The sequence below is a fragment of the Bradyrhizobium sp. genome, assembly GCF_016462955.1.
Lineage (GTDB): Bacteria > Pseudomonadota > Alphaproteobacteria > Rhizobiales > Xanthobacteraceae > Bradyrhizobium.
Map to the genome: position 1 here is coordinate 28,047 of NZ_JAEMSD010000018.1, position 3,630 is coordinate 31,676.

Consider the following 3,630-nt stretch of genomic DNA (forward strand, 5'->3'; position numbering starts at 1 on the left):
GACGTGATCGCTGCGACGCTCGCCGATCCCTCGCTTGCCGGCTGGGACGGATTTGGCCTCGCGATCCAGGCCTATCAGAAGCGCGCCGCCGCGGTGATCGACTATGTCGATGAACTCGCCCGCGCGCATGACCGCAAGCTGATGGTGCGCCTCGTCAAGGGCGCCTATTGGGACACTGAGATCAAGCGCGCCCAGGAGCGCGGACTCGACGGCTATCCCGTATTTACGCGCAAGGCGATGACCGACCTGAACTACGTTACCTGCGCGACGAAGCTTCTCGCCCTGCGGCCGCGCATCTTCCCGCAATTCGCCACCCACAACGCGCTGACGGTCGCGACCGTGCTGGAGCTCGCAGCTGATGACGGCGGCTTCGAGTTCCAGCGCCTGCATGGCATGGGCGAGGCGCTGTACGAGCAGTTGGCGAAAGATCATCCTGAGATCGCCTACCGCACCTATGCGCCTGTCGGCAGCCATCGCGACCTGCTCGCCTATCTGGTGCGGCGACTGCTGGAGAACGGCGCCAACTCCTCCTTCGTGGCGCAGGCAGCCGATTATCGCGTTCCGGTTACGGCGCTGCTGCAGCGCCCGGCGGATGCCATTGGCCGGCCGCAACACGCAGCTCATGCCAAGATTCCGTTGCCGGCAGATCTGTTCGCCCCGGAGCGAGGCAACTCGCGCGGCGTCGAATTCGGTGAGCGCGCCGCACTCGCACAGCTCGTGACGGACGTGAAGGCCGCGGCGGCCGAGCTCAAGCCTGTCACGGATGCAACACCGGATCAGGCCAACGCCGCGGTGACGGTTGCGCGCGCCGGCTTTGCGGCCTGGAGCCGCACGCCTGCAGGCACGCGCGCGGCGGCGCTGGAGCAGGCCGCGCATCTGCTGGAGAGTCGCAGTGCGCATTTCATCGCGCTGCTGCAAGCCGAGGGCGGCAAGACGCTCGATGACGCGCTCTCGGAACTGCGCGAGGCCACGGACTTCTGCCGATACTACGCCGCGCAGGGCCGCAAGCTGTTCGGTGTCGAGGTCGCGATGCCGGGGCCGACCGGCGAGAGCAACGCGCTCGCCCTGCGCGGCCGAGGCGTTTTCGTCGCGATCTCGCCGTGGAATTTTCCGCTCGCGATCTTACTCGGCCAGGTCACGGCCGCACTGATGGCCGGCAACAGCGTGGTCGCAAAGCCTGCCGAGCAGACCCCGCGCATCGCGCGCGAGGCCGTTTCGCTGCTGCACGAGGCCGGCATCCCCACAAGCGCGCTGCATCTCGTCCCCGGCGACGGCAGGATCGGTGCAGTGCTGACCGCGCATCCCGATGTTGCCGGCGTGGTCTTCACCGGCTCGACCGAGGTGGCGCGCTTGATCAACCGCACGCTCGCCGCCAAGGACGGGCCGATCGTGCCGCTTATTGCCGAGACCGGCGGCATCAACGCGATGATCGCCGATGCGACCGCGCTGCCCGAGCAAGTCGCCGACGATGTCGTGACCTCCGCGTTCCGATCCGCCGGCCAGCGCTGCTCCGCATTGCGGCTGTTGTTCGTGCAGGAGGACGTCGCCGACCGCATGATCGAGATGATCGCGGGCGCGGCGCGCGAGCTCAGGATCGGCGATCCCTCTGACGTCGCAACCCATGTTGGACCGGTGATCGACGAGGAGGCTAAGCAGCGCCTCGACGCGCACGTCGCGCTGATGAAGCGCGAGGCGCGGCTGCACCTTGCGGGCCAGGCGCCGGACGGCTGCTTCGTCGCGCCGCACATCTTCGAGCTGAAGGACGCGAGCCAGCTCACCGAGGAGGTCTTTGGCCCGATCCTGCATGTCGTGCGTTATCGCGCCGAGAACCTTGCGCATGTGCTGGAATCGATCGCGCGCAGCGGTTATGGGCTCACCCTCGGCATCCATTCCCGCATCGACGACACCATCGAGGCCATCATCGACCGCGTCCAGGTCGGCAACATCTACGTCAACCGCAACATGATCGGCGCCGTGGTCGGCGTGCAGCCGTTCGGCGGCAGCGGCCTGTCCGGAACCGGCCCCAAGGCCGGCGGCCCGCACTATCTCGCGCGCTTCGCCACCGAGCAGACGGTGACGATCAACACCGCGGCTGCCGGCGGCAATGCCGCGTTGCTTGCGGGGGAGGAGTGAGGCCCTGCGTCAGGCGCCGTTGCATCCCGGCAAAACATCGATCTAATGCTTCCATGACCGGCCCGCGCCAATTCCAGCGCGCGGGAAACGACTGAAGCGAGGGAGCGACGCTGCGATGGACAAGGGCATTTTTGCGGGGCTGAAGGTTCTGGACTGCGCCAGTTTCATCGCAGCACCGGCGGCGGCGACCGTGCTGTCGGATTTCGGCGCAGACGTCATCAAGATCGAGCCGCCCGGCACTGGGGATCCCTACCGCAACCTGCCCAATTTGCCGGGATACCCGACCGGCGAGCACAATTTCGCCTGGCTGCTCGAGGCGCGCAACAAGAAGAGCATCGCGCTTGACCTCGCCAAGCCCGAGGCGCAGGCGGTGCTGTACAAGCTGGTGGCGGAGGCCGACGTCTTCATCACCAACATGCCGCCGCCGGTGCGCGCCAAGCTCGGCATCACCTATGACCACCTCGTCCATCTCAACGACCGGCTGATCTACGCCTCCTTCACCGGCTACGGCGAGAAGGGCGAGGAAGCCAACAAGCCCGGCTTCGACAGCAACGCCTATTGGGCGCGCTCCGGCCTGATGGACCTCGTCCGCGCCGACACCGATACCACACCGGCCCGCTCGGTCGCCGGCATGGGCGACCATCCCTGCGCCATGGCGTTCTACGGCGCCATCGTCACCGCGCTGTATCAGCGCGAGAAGACCGGCAAGGGCTCGCATGTCGCTTCCAATCTGATGGCGAACGGGGTGTGGGCGGCAAGCGTGCTGGCGCAGGCCAAGCTCTGCGACGCCAAATTCGGCGAGCGGCGGCCGCGCGAGCGCGCGCTGAACGCGGTGGCCAACCATTATCAGTGCAAGGACGGCCGCTGGCTGATCCTGTCGCTGCTGAACGAGGAGAAGCAATTTCCGACGCTGGCCAAATGCCTGGGCCGCGAGGACCTGATCAACGACCCCCGCTTCGTCACCAAGGCCGCCCGTCACGCCCGCTCGGTCGAGTTGATCAAGATCCTGGACGAAACCTTCGCCACGAAGGATCTCGCCGAATGGCGAAAAATCCTCGACGGCAACGGCCTCGTGTTCGGCGTCGTCGCCATCCTCGACGACATCCCGAACGACAAGCAGATGCTCGACAACGAGGTGCTGGTGCCGTTCGAGAACGACACCATGCTCACCATCAACAGCCCGATCTGGATCGACGGTGCCAAGAAGGTGCAGCCGCGCAAGCCGCCCGCGGTAGGCGAGCATAGTGACGAGATTTTGCGCGGGGCGGGATACGACGAGGCGGCGATCAAGCAGCTGCGGTCGAAGGGGGCGGTGGGGTGATGCCGGCGCGCGCGGCGTTACTTCCGCGCGATCAAACCGCCCACCAGTTCCAACAGCTCCGCCTTCGCCTCACGGCGGAAGCCGGCTCTGGGCGCGGCGAGTTGACGAAACAGCAAGCCGATCAACGCCGAGACGAACAACTCGGCGTGGCGGCGTGGGCTTGGTGACTTCGCGGC

At 66.7% G+C, this 3,630-nt stretch carries 2 protein-coding genes and 1 pseudogene; 2 read left to right on the forward strand and 1 reads right to left on the reverse strand.

Annotated elements, in window-relative coordinates:
• Together putA and JHD07_RS04000 are read left to right on the forward strand one after the other, a co-directional pair.
• On the forward strand, positions 1–2,133 hold a 2,133-nt coding region (gene putA / locus JHD07_RS03995), incomplete at its 5' end, for a bifunctional proline dehydrogenase/L-glutamate gamma-semialdehyde dehydrogenase PutA (RefSeq protein WP_291619214.1).
• A gap of 115 nt (positions 2,134–2,248) precedes the next feature.
• Positions 2,249–3,454 carry a CoA transferase gene (locus JHD07_RS04000; RefSeq protein WP_291619216.1) on the forward strand — a complete coding sequence of 402 codons (1,206 nt, stop codon included), beginning with the start codon at positions 2,249–2,251 and terminating at the stop codon, positions 3,452–3,454.
• Between the two features lie 17 nt (positions 3,455–3,471).
• On the opposite strand, the pseudogene JHD07_RS39700 reads toward JHD07_RS04000, so the two are convergent.
• Positions 3,472–3,630, reverse strand: a pseudogene (locus JHD07_RS39700) (TetR family transcriptional regulator); the annotation flags it as partial.